Annotated in this window: 1 pseudogene; it reads right to left on the bottom strand. The window is 61.8% G+C overall.

Annotated features, from left to right (window positions below):
- A pseudogene (locus tag EXE47_RS18350) lies at positions 1-241 on the bottom strand (IS66 family transposase); the annotation flags it as partial.

Below are 241 nucleotides of genomic sequence, written 5' to 3' on the forward strand. Positions count from 1 at the left end.
TCCTGAATCTCTTGACGGATCTGCTCGTACTCACAGCGACCGGCGCGCGCAGCGCGCTCGGTCGCGTGCCACGCGGATGCACCCGAGAGTTCGAGTCCGTGTAGTTGCTCGAAGCGATCAGCGATCTTCCGGTAAGGAAGGCGGTGATCGTACCGTGACAGAGCTGATTGAGCGATGACGTTCACCCCGAACTGCCCCTCATCGGGGCAGTCGGGGTGAGCCGCAACTGTCTCTGTTCCAC

The sequence above is a fragment of the Halorubrum sp. GN12_10-3_MGM genome, from assembly GCF_005435235.1.
Taxonomy (GTDB): Archaea; Halobacteriota; Halobacteria; order Halobacteriales; family Haloferacaceae; genus Halorubrum; species Halorubrum ezzemoulense.